The organism is Aerococcus urinae (assembly GCF_001543175.1).
GTDB classification, from domain to species: Bacteria; Bacillota; Bacilli; order Lactobacillales; family Aerococcaceae; genus Aerococcus; species Aerococcus urinae.
In genome coordinates, this window is the sequence record NZ_CP014161.1 from 1,094,765 (window position 1) to 1,108,483 (window position 13,719).

At 43.1% G+C, this 13,719-nt stretch carries 15 protein-coding genes; 5 read left to right on the forward strand and 10 right to left on the reverse strand.

The window, feature by feature from the left end:
- Positions 1–9: 9 nt before the first annotated feature.
- The 6 genes from purL to purE form a co-directional block, all read right to left on the reverse strand.
- Positions 10–2,175, reverse strand: coding sequence for a phosphoribosylformylglycinamidine synthase subunit PurL (gene purL, locus AWM73_RS05070; RefSeq protein ID WP_230080678.1), 2,166 nt, complete (start codon positions 2,173–2,175; stop codon positions 10–12).
- 65 nt (positions 2,176–2,240) lie between these two features.
- Positions 2,241–2,924, reverse strand: a complete 684-nt coding sequence (gene purQ / locus AWM73_RS05075; protein WP_060778364.1) for a phosphoribosylformylglycinamidine synthase subunit PurQ — start codon at positions 2,922–2,924, stop codon at positions 2,241–2,243.
- 5 nt (positions 2,925–2,929) lie between these two features.
- Entirely contained in the window at positions 2,930–3,175 is a 246-nt protein-coding gene (gene purS / locus AWM73_RS05080) for a phosphoribosylformylglycinamidine synthase subunit PurS (RefSeq protein ID WP_060778365.1), read from the reverse strand.
- Between the two features lie 33 nt (positions 3,176–3,208).
- Positions 3,209–3,928 (reverse strand): phosphoribosylaminoimidazolesuccinocarboxamide synthase, encoded by a 720-nt coding sequence (gene purC / locus AWM73_RS05085; protein ID WP_060778366.1) that lies wholly within the window; start codon positions 3,926–3,928, stop codon positions 3,209–3,211.
- Positions 3,928–5,067: a 5-(carboxyamino)imidazole ribonucleotide synthase gene (gene purK, locus AWM73_RS05090; RefSeq protein ID WP_060785035.1), complete on the reverse strand. Its 1,140-nt coding sequence runs from the start codon at positions 5,065–5,067 to the stop codon at positions 3,928–3,930. The genes purC and purK overlap by 1 nt, the downstream gene beginning before the upstream one ends.
- Positions 5,051–5,515, reverse strand: a complete 465-nt coding sequence (gene purE / locus AWM73_RS05095) for a 5-(carboxyamino)imidazole ribonucleotide mutase (RefSeq protein WP_060779073.1) — start codon at positions 5,513–5,515, stop codon at positions 5,051–5,053. The genes purK and purE overlap by 17 nt, the downstream gene beginning before the upstream one ends.
- A 388-nt stretch (positions 5,516–5,903) precedes the next feature.
- Here purE and AWM73_RS05100 point away from each other — a divergent pair, with 388 nt between their 5' ends.
- The 4 genes from AWM73_RS05100 to AWM73_RS05115 are packed head-to-tail and all read left to right on the forward strand — an operon-like array spanning position 5,904 to position 9,185.
- Positions 5,904–6,356, forward strand: coding sequence for a MarR family winged helix-turn-helix transcriptional regulator (locus tag AWM73_RS05100; RefSeq protein ID WP_060778368.1), 453 nt, complete (start codon positions 5,904–5,906; stop codon positions 6,354–6,356).
- A gap of 38 nt (positions 6,357–6,394) precedes the next feature.
- On the forward strand, positions 6,395–7,462 hold the full coding sequence (locus AWM73_RS05105) for an LLM class flavin-dependent oxidoreductase (RefSeq protein ID WP_060778369.1): 1,068 nt from the start codon (positions 6,395–6,397) through the stop codon (positions 7,460–7,462).
- A gap of 33 nt (positions 7,463–7,495) precedes the next feature.
- Positions 7,496–8,572, forward strand: coding sequence for an LLM class flavin-dependent oxidoreductase (locus AWM73_RS05110; RefSeq protein WP_060778370.1), 1,077 nt, complete (start codon positions 7,496–7,498; stop codon positions 8,570–8,572).
- 43 nt (positions 8,573–8,615) lie between these two features.
- On the forward strand, positions 8,616–9,185 hold the full coding sequence (locus AWM73_RS05115; RefSeq protein ID WP_060778371.1) for an NADPH-dependent FMN reductase: 570 nt from the start codon (positions 8,616–8,618) through the stop codon (positions 9,183–9,185).
- A 95-nt stretch (positions 9,186–9,280) separates the two neighbouring features.
- Here the strand turns inward: AWM73_RS05115 and AWM73_RS05120 are convergent, their stop codons facing one another.
- A complete protein-coding gene (locus AWM73_RS05120; protein ID WP_060778372.1) occupies positions 9,281–10,147 on the reverse strand; it encodes an NAD(P)-dependent oxidoreductase in 867 nt (288 codons plus the stop codon).
- A gap of 184 nt (positions 10,148–10,331) precedes the next feature.
- On the opposite strand from AWM73_RS05120, the gene AWM73_RS05125 reads away from it, so the two are divergent.
- Positions 10,332–10,853: an HdeD family acid-resistance protein gene (locus tag AWM73_RS05125; RefSeq protein WP_060778373.1), complete on the forward strand. Its 522-nt coding sequence runs from the start codon at positions 10,332–10,334 to the stop codon at positions 10,851–10,853.
- Positions 10,854–10,926: 73 nt separating this feature from the next.
- On the opposite strand, the gene AWM73_RS05130 is transcribed toward AWM73_RS05125, so the two are convergent.
- The 3 genes from AWM73_RS05130 to AWM73_RS05140 form a co-directional block, all read right to left on the reverse strand.
- Positions 10,927–11,496 carry a TetR/AcrR family transcriptional regulator gene (locus AWM73_RS05130; RefSeq protein ID WP_060778374.1) on the reverse strand — a complete coding sequence of 190 codons (570 nt, stop codon included), beginning with the start codon at positions 11,494–11,496 and terminating at the stop codon, positions 10,927–10,929.
- A 121-nt stretch (positions 11,497–11,617) separates the two neighbouring features.
- Positions 11,618–12,970, reverse strand: a complete 1,353-nt coding sequence (gene gorA, locus AWM73_RS05135) for a glutathione-disulfide reductase (protein ID WP_060778375.1) — start codon at positions 12,968–12,970, stop codon at positions 11,618–11,620.
- Positions 12,949–13,641, reverse strand: coding sequence for a hypothetical protein (locus tag AWM73_RS05140; protein ID WP_060778376.1), 693 nt, complete (start codon positions 13,639–13,641; stop codon positions 12,949–12,951). The genes gorA and AWM73_RS05140 overlap by 22 nt, the downstream gene beginning before the upstream one ends.
- Positions 13,642–13,719: the final 78 nt, after the last annotated feature.

Consider the following 13,719-nt stretch of genomic DNA (forward strand, 5'->3'; position numbering starts at 1 on the left):
CGGGGTCTTTTATGAATGGGCTTGTTCTTCTAACTGACACGCTAAGGCTCCTTCCCATAATTCCTTCAATTCACTCACACTTAGGTCAAGGCTTTGGTCCTGGGTTTCAAAATAAAATTGATCTTCATCCGTTACCTGCCCCAATAAGGTCAACTTAGTCTGGCAGGAAGCTTCAAAGTCAGCTTGCTTTTCAGGCTTGACTGATAGAACAAAGCAAGAAGGACTTTCAGCAAATAAATCAATGGCCGCTCTATTCCATTTAGCCTTGATCCCCAGATTTTGCCCGAAACAGGATTCAGCGAGAGCCACACCTAAACCACCTTCACTAATATCATGAGCTGATGTGATATAGCCTGCTTGAATGGCTTCGAGAACCGCTTCTTGGTTAGCCTTTTCTTGGGCCAAGTCAAAGTCTAGTAGGGCACCAGAAACTTGCCCGGTTTCCATCACTTGCAATTCAGACCCATTAAAATCAGGGCGAATCTCTCCCAGCAGGTAAATAAGGTCGCCAGCATGCTTGAAGTCCTGGCTGGTAACATGACTTAAATCCTTGATCAGACCAACCATGCCAATAACAGGAGTCGGATAAATGGACTGACCGTTACTTTCATTATTTAAGGAGACGTTACCTGAGATGACTGGTGTATTCAGTTGGCGACAGGCCTCAGAAATCCCATCAGCCGCGGTGGCAATTTCATAGAAAATATTAGGGTCATCAGGATTTCCGAAATTTAAGCAATCGGTAATAGCTAAGGGTTGTCCTCCACTGGCAACAATATTACGAGCTGCTTCTGCCACAGCCAGTTGACCACCTCGTTCAGGGTTTAAACGCAAATAACGGGCATTACAGTCAGTAGTCATGGCCAAAGCTTTTTGAGTACCACGAATGCGGACAACCGCTGCATCAGAACCCGGACCAATTACGGTCGAGGTTCTTACCATAGAATCATAGGTTTGGTAGACTTTTGCCTTTGAAGCAATAGTCGCTTGTTGGAGTAGCCCTTGTAAGATCCGACCGGCATCCTGTTCTTGGGCTTGGTATTGATCTTGAGCTTGTTCTTGATAATAGGCAGGTTCAACCACGGCATGTTCATATTCAGGAGCATCCTCAGCCAAGGCGTTAACGGGGACATCTGCCACGAGTTCGCCCTTATGGAAGAGCCGATAACGTTCGTCATCAGTCACCCGACCAATCACCACAGCTTCGAGTTGATATTTGTCAAAAATGGCTTTAATTTTTCCTTCTTGTCCGGCTTTAACACAGAGAAGCATGCGTTCTTGCGATTCTGATAGCATCATTTCATAAGGCGTCATGCCAGTTTCTCTTTGAGGCACTTGGTCGAGATCTAGCACTAATCCGGTCCCGGCTTTGGAGGCCATTTCCGAGGATGAAGAGACTAAACCAGCAGCTCCCATGTCTTGGATCCCTACCAATTCGTCTGGGCAGTTTTGGATAAGCTCTAGGCAGGCTTCCAATAAGAGTTTCTCCATAAAGGGGTCACCTACTTGGACTGCAGAACGTTGACTTTCTTCTTCATCATTAAATTCTGCTGAGGCAAAGGTCGCCCCATGAATACCATCCCGTCCGGTTTTTGCGCCAACATAGATAATAGTATTACCAACTCCGGCTGCTTGACCTTTTTGGATATCCTTTTGGTCCATTAGGCCCACACACATGACGTTAACTAGAGGGTTCCCTTGGTAGCAATCATCAAAAGCAATTTCCCCACCAACCGTTGGAATCCCAATACAGTTTCCATAACCAGCGATACCCTTGATAATTTCACGGAAGAGATATTTGGTCCGCTGATGGCTAAGTGGACCAAAGCGCAAGGAATCCAGTAAGGCAATGGGACGGGCTCCCATGGAGAAGATGTCACGGATAATCCCTCCTACACCAGTCGCAGCCCCTTCATAGGGTTCCACAGCTGAGGGGTGGTTATGGCTTTCTGCTTTAAAAACTACCGCCTGACCATCACCAATATCGATAATCCCGGCGCCCTCTCCTGGTCCCTGTAAGACTTGTGGGCCTTGGGAAGGGAACTTCCTTAGAACAGGTTTGGTATTTTTATAGGAACAGTGCTCACTCCACATGACAGCAAATAGTCCAGTTTCAGTGTAATTGGGTAAGCGTCCCAGGATATCGACAACCATGTCATATTCCTTATCCGTCATGCTCCATTCCCGGTAAATTTTTGTTTCTTTAATTGTTTGAGGACTTAGTTCTTGGCTCACTCTCTTCACGCTCTCTTTCCCGCTGTTTCAAAATACTTAACCATGGACTGGAAGACCTTAAGCCCATCTTGACCGGCAATGATTTCTTCAACCGCCCGCTCAGGATGAGGCATTAAGCCAATCACATTTCCTGCCTTATTGGTGATTCCAGCGATATTTCCTGTTGAACCATTGGGATTTTTTCCGGCATAGGTGAAGATAATTTGCCCGTTAGCCTTTAAGTCAGCTAGGGTTGCCTCATCACAGTAATAATTGCCTTCCCCATGGGCAATGGGTAAAGTAATTTCCTCTCCTTCTTGGTAGAGACTGGAAAAGGGACTTTGGTTGTTTTCCACCACGAGACCTTGTTTTTTACAGATGAAGGCTAGATCCCGATTAGGGAGAAAAGACCCTGGTAAAAGACCACTTTCGCAGAGAATTTGAAAGCCGTTGCAGGTTCCCAAGACTAATTTACCGCTTTGAGCCAAGCGTTTCACTTCATCCATAATTGGAGTAAAACGCGCAATAGCACCCGTCCGTAAGTAGTCCCCGAAGGAAAAGCCGCCCGGTAACATAATGGCATCATAGCCAGCTAAGGAAGTCGCACTCGCAGGAACATAGTCAGCTTCTTGGCCCAAGACATCACGGATAGCAGTCAACATATCCATATCGCAATTGGATCCAGGAAATTGAATCACAGCAAATTTCATGATGGCTAGACCTCCTTAATGGTATAGCGGTAAGTTTCCATATTGACATTAGCTAGGAGACGGTCACAAATATCAGCAACCGCTTGGTCGACATCGCCAACCTCTTTGACAATTTCCATTTGAAAATACTTTCCTTGACGAATATTTTTAACTGCCTCATAACCCATTTGGTGGACGCCTTGCATGATGGCTTGGCCTTGAGGGTCGAGAATGGATTCCTTATAGGTGACAAATACTTCAACTGTATACATAGTGACCTCCCTGTTTTCTCTAAATCATAGTCCTTAATCTTTAATAACTTCTTGTAAACGTTGATAGACAGCTTGGTAGTATGGAATCATATCGCCTTGATCATTGCGGAAGATGTCCTTATCAAAGGATTCCCCGCTGTCCTTATCCCAAAGTCTGGCGTTATCCGGTGAAAATTCGTCAGCCAGAATAATGTCTCCCGCTGCATTCTTCCCAAACTCTAATTTGAAATCGACCAGAATCAGCCCTGCTTGGTCAAACAGCTTCACTAATAAATTATTAATTTCCTTAGTCAGTGCTTTAATCTTTGCAATTTCTTCAAGATTAGCCGCCTTTAGAAAGAGGACGTGGTCATCATTCAACAGCGGGTCATTCAAGTCGTCATCCTTATAAAAGAATTCCAAGATACCGCCTTCTATAGCTAGACCCCGCTCCACGCCCAAGCGTTTGACAAAGGAGCCCGCAGCATAATTGCGGTAAACCACTTCTAAGGGAAACATTTGCGCCTTTTCAACAATTTCCTCCCGATCATTTAGTACCTTGACCAGGTGGGTAGCGATACCATGGTCAGCCAAATAGGTAAAGATTAGCTGGGTAATGGCTTGGTTAATTCGCCCTTTTCCAGGTAAATTTTCCTTTTTAGCCCCATTGCCAGCAGTGGCTTGGTCCTTATAAAAAACTCTTAAATACTTATCATCATCGGTTCGGTATAAATCTTTAGCCTTACCGCTATAAATTAACTTTTCTTCTGTCATTATTTACTCCTTTTCCAAATTCCACTATCACCAATCTTTTCAAGACTAGTTTTCATATCTTCTGGCAACAAGGTAATATGCCCCATTTTACGGTTGACTTTGGCTTGGTCTTTGCCGTAAATATGCAAGTGCCAGTCGCTATGCTTGGGAGCAACTTCTAAGACCTTATCTAAATGTTGTCCTAAGACGTTCACCATGAGGGATGGACTTAATAATTGGGGTTCAGCCAAGGGCAAGCCACAGATAGCACGGATGTGCAGGTCAAATTGTGAGAAGTCACAGGCTTCAATGGTGTAGTGCCCACTATTATGGGGGCGAGGTGCCAGTTCATTAATTAATATTCTTCCATCTGCCATTAAGAACATTTCAATTCCTAGGGCACCGACCAAGTTACCGGCTTTAGCGATCTTATGGCCCAATTCTTGGGCAGCTTGACTGACCTCAGCGGAAATTCGTGCCGGAACAATGGATTCATGGAGGATGTTATGGACATGGATATTTTCCGATACAGGGAAAGTCACCACATGACCATTTTGTTCGCCGATAGCCATGACTGACATTTCTTTAGCAAAGGGCAGCCATTGCTCCAGCACACAAACTTGTTCATTGAGTAAGTCAACACATTCAGGCAGATCTTTTTGACTGTGGAGGACACGTTGGCCCTTGCCGTCATAACCAAACCGCCGCGTTTTTAATACAGCGGGATAGCCTAATTCTCTGACTGCTTGTTCTAAATCTTCCATAGTCTTGACCGGTCGATAAGGAGCGACTTGAGCGCCCGCAGCTTCTAGAAACTGTTTTTCATAGAGGCGGTCTTGGCTAGTATGAAGGAGGTCTACCCCCTGAGGGAGATAGGCACCTTCACCTAGAACTTGTAAGGCTTCAGTATCGATATTTTCAAATTCAAAAGTTAATACATCGCATTGAGAAGCAAAGTCTGCTAAGGCTTGGCGGTCATCATAGGCGTTTTCATAATGAAAATCGGCGACTTGAGAGGCTGAACAATTAGGACCCGGGTCTAATATACCTACCCGATAGCCCATTTCCTTAGCAGATTGTGCTAACATTTGTCCTAATTGGCCCCCACCGATAATGCCGATAGTTGCTCCAGGTAAAATCGTCTTATCCAAGTTGGTCACTACTTTCTTTGGCTGCTTGACGCATTTCTTGACGGTAATCAGACAGAGCTAAAGCTAAGTTTTCGTTTTGAATACTTAAAATCTGAATAGCCAGTAAGGCAGCATTTTTAGCTCCTGATTGTCCGATCGCTGTGGTGGCGACGGGAACACCGGCTGGCATCTGAACGATGGATAAGAGTGAATCTAATCCATTCAGAGCGTGCGATTGAACCGGAACTCCAATGACTGGCAATGTCGTTTGAGCTGCCAACATCCCTGGCAAGTGGGCTGCTCCTCCTGCTCCTGCAATAATTACTGCTAGGCCTCGCTCACGCGCACTTTTGGCATAAGCAAACATGTCATCTGGCATGCGATGGGCAGAAATCACACGTTTTTCATATGGCACTTCAAATTGGTCTAATATCTGACAGGCTTGACTCATGGTTTGCCAATCCGATTGAGATCCCATCACTACCCCTACTTTTATCACTTGACAGCCTCCTTAAATAACAAACATTTGTAGAAAATAAATATTTAATATTCGTGATTTACTTGTTTACATGTAAAAATATACCATATAATTTTAAAATTACAATTTATTTACGTATATTATTTAATAAAATCGTTTTCATAATACGTATTATTGCTTTGATATTATTTTTAAGGCCAATTTTCCACTAAATTAGTCCCTATGGCCGAACGATAAGTAAAAAAAGACCGTCTTTGAATGAAGAAGGTCTAAAAAATATATTTACAGTCTAAGCAGATGATTTGTCGTCTAGCAGAAGTCCTGTTAGTATATGTTTAGTAGTAAACAGTTTATAACTAAACTATAAAATGATAATGAGGTGAGAACAATGACATCAAGTGAATCGGGCTGTGAGAATTACAACCACGCCCTCAATATTTACCAATCCTTAGTACGACTTTACCGTCGGAACCTACAAGATACCAGTCAAGCCCTAGCTGATTTCTCTTGTCAGATTAATGTCCCCCAATTCGACTTGCTTTCTTATATCTGTGAGCACCCGGCAACTAATCAACAAGAAATCGCTATTCAACTCTGCGTAACTAAAGGTAATGTTAGCCAATTACTCCATAAATTAGAGGAAAATGGCTATATCAAAAAAGAAATTCAAGGCAGAAGCCACCGGCTCTTTCCCACCAGTAAGGGCGAAGAGCTATACGGAGAAATTGCTTATGACTTGAGTAACTTCCAGCGAAGCTTTTTTAATGCTCTTGACAATGAGGAATTAGCCACCCTCGACCAACTTTTAGCCAAAGTTTGTCAGGACCACCTGAATAAGTAATCGATAGGAAATACATACAAAAAGAAAGGAAGAAACAAATGACCAAAGCAAATCCAGCACAAAAGAAGCCTAAGGGGCTAGAGTTTGGTTTGTACAGTTTAGGTGATAACCTCCCTAACCCCCATACTGGCAAACAATTAGCCGCTTCAGAGCGGATTGAAGAAATCATCCAACTGGGAAAACTAGCCGAAGATGCCGGCTTTGATGCCTTTCAAGTGGGAGAGTCCCACCAGGACTATTTTGTCTCCCAGTCGAATTTGATCATTCTTTCAGCCATTGCCCGGGAAACCAAGACCATTAAACTCGGTTCAGCGGTCACTACTCTGTCTGTTTTAGATCCTGTCCGGGTTTATGAAGATGCGGTCACCATTGATCTCTTATCCCAAGGGCGGATGGAAATTGTTGCGGGTCGGGCTTCTCGCTTAGGAGCCTTTGAATTATTTGGCTATGACTACAAGGACTATGAAGAACTCTTCGAAGAAAAAATTGCCCTCCTAAAAGAAATCAATGACAATGAAACTGTTAATTGGCAAGGGCAGTTTCGCCCTGACCTAAACGGGGTCAAAGTCCAACCGCGTAGTGAGCGCCCTTCCGGAAAACTCCCTATTTGGCGAGGGATTGGTAATTCTAATGATTCGGCTCGTCGCGCTGGTTTACTGGGCATGCCCATTTATCAAGCTCACCTTTCAGGAGCCAATCAAACCTTTGCCCACCGCATCAAGGTCTTTCGCCAGGCTGCCCAAGAAGCTGGCTATGATCCTAGTGAAATTCCTGTTCAAACCGGGAGTTTCCTCTATGTCCGGGAAAATACCCAGCAGGCCTATCAAGAATTCTGGCCCTATGTGGAAGCCGGTTTCCCCTTAGTCAATGGCCAGCCCTTCCCTAAGCGCGCCTTCGCCCAAGGACAAAATGTTAAATCAGCCACCATGGTCGGTGACCCCCAATTAATCATTGATAAGTTACTGATGCAGTATGACTTATTCGGTCACCAACGTTTCAACGGCGAAATTGATTTCGGTGGTCAACCTTTTGACGAAATCAGACGAACTCTCGACCTCTTCGCAGAAAAGGTCATTCCCACAGTGAAGAAATATACCAAGAATTAAGCAAGAACTAATCTTTTAAAAAGGAGCATACTTATGACGATAGGAAACCCACATGTTATTCCTCAAATTGATACCAGCCAAGGGATTGAGTTTGGTCTCTATAGTTTAGGGGACCATATGCCTAATCCCCATACCGGTGAAGAAATTTCAGCCCAAGAACGAATCCAACAATTTATAAAGATGGCCCAACTCGCTGAACAAGCTGGCGTGGATATCTTCCATTTGGGTGAATCCCACCAAAAATACTTTGTTTCCCAAGCCCATATGGTGATTCTATCCGCCATTGCCCAAGCCACCTCAACAATTGGAATTGGAAGTTCTGCCACCATTATTTCAACTTCTGACCCGGTCAGAGTCTATGAAAATGCTGCCACTATTGACTTAATTTCTGATGGCCGTATGGAAGTTGTTGCTGGGCGGGCTTCGCGTTTAGGAATTTTTGAACTCTTGGGCTACGATGTTAAGGACTATGAAGCCCTCTATGAAGAAAAATTCGACCTCCTCCTTCAAATCAATGAAAATGAAGTGGTCAATTGGGAAGGAGAATTTCGCGCGCCCCTCCATGATGCTGAAGTGATCCCCCGGGCTAAAAATGGCCTCCCCATTTGGCGTGCAGTCGGTGGACCACCAGACTCCGCCATCAAAGCTGCTCTTAAGGGGGTGCCCATGTATATCACTACCCTAGGCGGTTCGGCAGAATACTTTAAACAATCGATTGACATCTACCGGTCCATCCTCAGTGAAAAGGGCTACGATGTGGAGTCTATGCCAGTCACCACTTCGGGCTTCCTCTATGTCAATGAAGACCGGGATACCGCCTTCAAAGAATTCTATCCCCACCTTGACACTGGGATGAAGCGGGTTAATGGGACTGGCTTTAATAAGCGACTCTTCGCCCAAGGAAAAGACTACCGGGATGCCCTAACGGTTGGCGATCCCCAACTGATCATTGATAAGATCCTATATCAACACGAACTCTACAACAACCAACGTTACACCGCCCAGATTGACTTTGGGGGTATCCCCTTTAAGGATATCCTTCATATGATTGATATCCTTGGCGAAACCATCATTCCTGCAGTCAAGAAATATACCAAGTCCGACCAATAAAATCAGCCAACCAGTAATAAATCATAAAGAAAGGAAAATCATTATGAAAATACTCGTCTTATCCGGCTCCAATGTGGGCCATAAAACCGAAGTAGCCGCTAAAGCTATCCTGGATATCCTAGCCAAGGACCAGTATAGTGACCATGACGTCCAATTTATTAACCTATTAGATAAGGAAATGGATTTCGCCGATGGAAGAAATTTCCTGGATTATAAGGGAGACACCTTGGAAGTCGCCCAAGCCGTTATGGAAGCTGATGTCCTCTTTATCGGGACTCCCATCTTCCAAGCTTCCATTCCCGCCTCTTTGAAGAATGTCTTTGACCTCTTACCAGAGAAAGCTTTGGAATATAAAACCGTGGGTATCTTTGCCTCATCAGGGTCTAACCGCCACTATTTGATTCCAGAGTTGCAATTGAAACCCATCCTTAACTATATGAAGGCCAATGTCACCCCTCGCTATGTCTACCTTAGCGCCAGAGACTTTACTCTTAACGAAATTACTTCCGATGATGTGCTCTTACGTTTAGAACAATTAGTCGATGAAACCCTCACCCTAGCGAAAACCTATCAAGAAATTCAACGCATTGAAGATGAAAAGTTAGGGTTTTAACCGCAAAAAAAGGCTATCCTTGTTGACAGTAACTAGAAACCTTATTAAGAACTATGTTTTCTATATCTGTCTAAGGCATAGCCCTTTTTTATTGTTTATTTTTCACCCCACCATAACTTCATCAGAGCTTGAATCCCATCATCCCCACTAAATTCATGGGCTAGTTTTTGATAGAGGTCATAGGCCAATTGGGTTCCGGGAAGCTTAAGATCCTCTTTTTCAGCAACTTCAAGGGCAATTCTTAAGTCCTTGATAAAATGTTTAACAAAGAAGCCAGGACTATAGTCATCTTTGAGAATACGGGGACCGTATTGAGCCAGAGAAAAATTGGCAGCTGCCCCACTATTTAAAGTTTCAATGACTTGGTCTAAATTCAGGTCATTATTTTTGGCATAAGCTAACGCTTCGCACATGCCGGTCATGGTCCCAGCGATCATAATTTGGTTGGCCATCTTAGCGTCTTGACCCTTACCAGCTGAGCCGAAATATTCGATTCGTTGGCAAAAAGTTGCCAAGACTGGTTGTAGCTGATCTAAAACGCCTTTATCACCACCGACTAAAGTTGTTAAGCGCCCTTCTCTAGCCCCAATATCCCCTCCCGTTACCGGGGCATCGAGAACACTGACTTGACGTTTTTGTCCCTCTTGGTAAAGTTTTTTAGCTAAAGACGGACTAGAAGTAGTCATTTCAACAAAGATTTGCCCTGACTGGCAAGCTGAAAAGAGGCCTGTTTTTCCTAAATAAACCTCCTCGACATCATGAGGATAGCCTAAAATCGTGAAAACTAAATCAGATTGGTCAGCGATCTGACTTGGAGAATCAAGCCACTGAGCCCCTAGGTCAATTAAAGGCTGGGCCTTTTTCTTGGTTCGGTTATAAACATTAAGATCGTACCCTGCTTGGATTAAATGACTAGCCATGGATTTCCCCATTACTCCTAAGCCGATAAAACCAATTTTCATCTAAAGACACCCTTTCTCCTAACAATGATTTTTATTCTAATAATAGTTTACCATTGGCTTTTATGTTTTGCTCTCTTCTCTCTAATATGAATGAGCCAATTTTTTGATCTTATTGTATATTTTTGATAAGGTTAATATATTCAAAAATAAATTGACAAAATATTTTGACAAAGGAGACGATGAAATGACTGAAAATCAACAAGGCGTAAAATGGGGCGACCTCATTGTTGGGATTATTTTTATTATCTTAGCCATTATTAGTTTTAGAAACCCGGGAGTGAGTTTAGTAAGTTTAATTTACTTTTATGCGGCCGGAGCAATTGTCTCTGGGATCATGAATCTCTACACTCGCCACCAATTACGTCAAGTCAGTGACCAAAATTATACGGTCATGTTAATTGTGGGAATTTTAAATTTAATTATCGGGGTTATTTTATTTTTCAATGTGGAAATCGGTTTCCTAACCATTCCTTTTCTAGTAGCCATTTGGTTTATTTCTGAAGGAATCGGTCTCTTAACTTCCAGTTCCCTGGTTGGTTTTGTAAGTCCTGTGGGGAAAGGATTATCCATTTTCCTCGGTATTGTTGGGATTATCGTTGCTATTTCGATCTTCTTTAATCCTCTATCCGCATACTTTACAGTAGTCTTCTTGATTGGTGCTTACTTCTTATTTGCGGGTATTGCACACATTATCCGTGCCCTATAATATTTGATAAGTAAATTTGAACAATTTAAAAGCGAACTTTGCTCTTTCATAGAGCAGGGTTCGCCTTTTTTATTTAATCATAAAGATAACGATCGATAAAGTCAGTAAGGAGCAAGATATCAAGATCTCCCTGCATAATTTGATTAATAAAGATGCCAAACAAGAAGTCAACCACTTGTTCTGCTGAGTGCTTAGCAAAAGCTTGATCGCGGATATTAGGGTCATCCTTTAAACACTGAAGGAGGTAATTTTTTAAATGTTTAATATAATGGTCCATTTTGGCATTAGCTTGGCCTTTTTGTGCTTGCGAAAATACCAGGGTATGCTGGGAGAAGAAATGAGGATACTTCTTGGCACCAGCAGCCAATAGCTGGTAAAGGTTTAAAAAGGCTTGGGATAAGGGCTGGCTCGCCCGATTCACGTGTTCAGACTGGTCAGGAATTAAAATATCCCGCCACACCGCTGCCACAGTTTGCAACAATAAGTCATTCTTATCTTCAAAATAGTTATATAAGACCCCTAAGGAAATCTGACAACGCTTGGCTAAACGGCGCATATTGACTGCTTGGATTCCCTCTTCTTGGACCAATTCTAAGGCAACTTTTAAAATTTCTTGACTTGAACTGACTTTACGATTAACCACGATATACCACTTCTCCTAGAACATATGTCATGTTTTCATTATTTTACCATCTAAGCCCACTTGACTCAAAAACAAAAAAGCTGGGATTTTCTCCCAGCCAGATTCAAAACATTAAGCAGGCTTAACGCATGGTAACAAATTCTTCCGCTCCAGTTGGATGGAGGGCAATGGTTTGATCAAATTGCTTCTTAGTTGCCCCCATCGTGATAGCAACCGCAAAGCCTTGTAACATTTCATCAGCACCAAAGCCAATCCCATGGAGACCGATGATCTTTTCTTCATCACCGAGGCAAACCAGTTTCATATAGATATTTTCCCGGTTAGAGGTCATTCCTGAGATCATTGAGGTAAAGTTGGTATCGTAAGTGGTAATTTTTTGGCCTTCAAAAGCTTCTTTAGCCGCTTCCTCGGTGTAGCCCATGGTAATGATTGGTGGGTGAGCAAAAACAATGGAAGGGACCATATTATAGTCTAAATAGAAGGGATCTTGACCATTAAATAGATGATCTGATAGAGTCCGCCCCACCTTAATAGCTACTGGAGTTAATTCCACCTTACCAATCACATCACCAAAGGCATAGACCTTATCAGCGGTGGTGTTGTGGTAGTCATCGACCTTAATATAGCCCTTGTCTGTTAATTCAATAGAGGTGTTCTCCAGGCCGATATTCTCTGTATTGGGTTGGCGACCAATAGCATAAAGGACCCGGTCACTAACGACTTCATCATCTTCTTTAAAGATGGTTCTAAGAGTTCCATCTTCCGTTTTCTCAATTTTTGTCACGTTATGGTTGCTGAGCACGGTAATGCCCTGTTTCTTCATATTTTCCATTAGCGATTCGGTGATCTTAGGTTCATATTGGCGGAGAGGCGTTTCATGGCGAACGGCTAGAGTCACATCCACCCCAAATTCTCGTAGCATACCAGCCATTTCCACAGCGATATAGCCAGCACCCACAATCAGTAAGGATTCTGGAAGCTCATCCCAGTTAAAGACGTCATCACTCACATCCACTAAGTCAATGCCAGGAATGCCTTCAGGTAAGGCAGGACGGCCACCAGTGAGGACACTAATATGTTCGCCGTAAAATTGTTCGCCATCGACTTCCACAATATGGTCTTCAACAAACTTAGCATAACCCTTTTTATAATGGGTTCCCCGGCTTTCAAAGCCCTTGAAGTAAGAATTATGAACCCGGTCAATATATTCATTCCGGTGTTTTTTCAAAGTTTGAAAATCAAAGTTCTTCAAGGGCGCATCAATTCCGTAATCAGGGGCATAGTCTCTTAGTAATTCCAGAATATGGGCGCCATACCACATCCCTTTTTTAGGGACGCAGCCCCGGTTGACACAGGTCCCGCCGACTTCATCTTTTTCAATGATGAGGGTTTTGGCTCCATATTCAGCGGCCCGGTTAGCAGAAGCAATCCCAGCGCTACCGCCACCGATAACTATATAATCAAATCTTTCCATTCATTAAAATCCTTTCCTAGAAAACGACGTTTCTCTTGAGCTTCTTTAACGGCTTGATGCGCTTGGTAAGCCCGACTTGGAATAAAGTCAATGCCTTGTTTTCTTTGCAGTTGATTTATTTTGTATGCATCACTAATATAAACATCCGCCGCCACTTGCTCCTCTTCTGCTAAATAACAGTAGGTCAAGCTTTGACTAGCAGGAACTTCAACCTGACTACGTCCTTGGTTATCATAGGCTAAATAGAAGAGTTGGCCAGCTGAATTATATCTATAGGCATAGACCACAATCCAATGGTTGCCATAGCTACTTTTAAGCGGTTTTTGTAGGCCTACAATAAATGGACCATACCCTTGGTCTATCAAATCAGGCAAATTAATCTCAGTCAGTAATCCAGCCTTGACTTGATAAGGCATCTTGTCACAGAACATGGATAAAGCTAAGGCGATATCCCAAATAAAACTTCCACGATAAGGTCGCTTATCATCAACAATTTCTTTAAAACCTGCTACTAAAGTGTCCTTATCTAAGTCGACCCCAGTGTCTTTGAGGGTATGATAATGTACCAGCACACTACAGCAGTAGGATCCACAAATTCCTGGACTGCTAGAGTTCTTCCAGGATCGATAGCGATTAAACGCCTTGGGATCCAAGCCTTTCCAATCTGTCATTCTACTCGCCTCTTTCTATATAAGTTTATTCTAGCATGTTTATTGTCGATCTAAAACGAAAGCGCTCAATCACTTATA